Raw genomic sequence first — 517 nt, forward strand, 5'->3', positions numbered from 1 at the left:
ATACTGTTATCATCTATGCCTGGATGTGCAGTAACTGAAGTTGAAATCGACGGTGTATTGCATGAGTACAGCGCGAAAGAAGGCGTACAAGAAGACATCATTGAAATACTACTAAACCTTAAAGGTCTAGCGGTAACGTTAGAAGGCAAAGATGAAGTTTTTCTGACCCTGACTAAATCTGGTGTAGGCCCTGTGACTGCGGCAGATATTCAGCACGATGGCGATGTAACAATTGCTAATCCAGATCACGTTATTTGTCATTTAACGACAGATAGCAGCGAGATCAGCATGCGTATTCGTGTTGAGCGTGGTCGTGGTTATGTGCCGGCATCTAGTCGTTTATCCTCTGATGACGATGAGCGTCCAATTGGTCGATTGCTGCTTGATGCATCATTCAGCCCAGTTGAACGTATTGCGTACTCGGTTGAATCAGCCCGTGTTGAGCAACGTACAGACTTAGACAAGTTAATCATTGATATGGAAACAAACGGCACTTTAGATCCTGAAGAAGCGATCC

The 517-nt window shown here is 44.5% G+C and carries 1 pseudogene; it reads left to right on the forward strand.

Annotated features, from left to right (window positions below):
- Positions 1-517: pseudogene (locus GY843_RS00250) on the forward strand (DNA-directed RNA polymerase subunit alpha); the annotation flags it as partial.

Source organism: Neptuniibacter sp. (assembly GCF_024231755.1).
Taxonomy (GTDB): Bacteria; Pseudomonadota; Gammaproteobacteria; order Pseudomonadales; family Balneatricaceae; genus Neptuniibacter.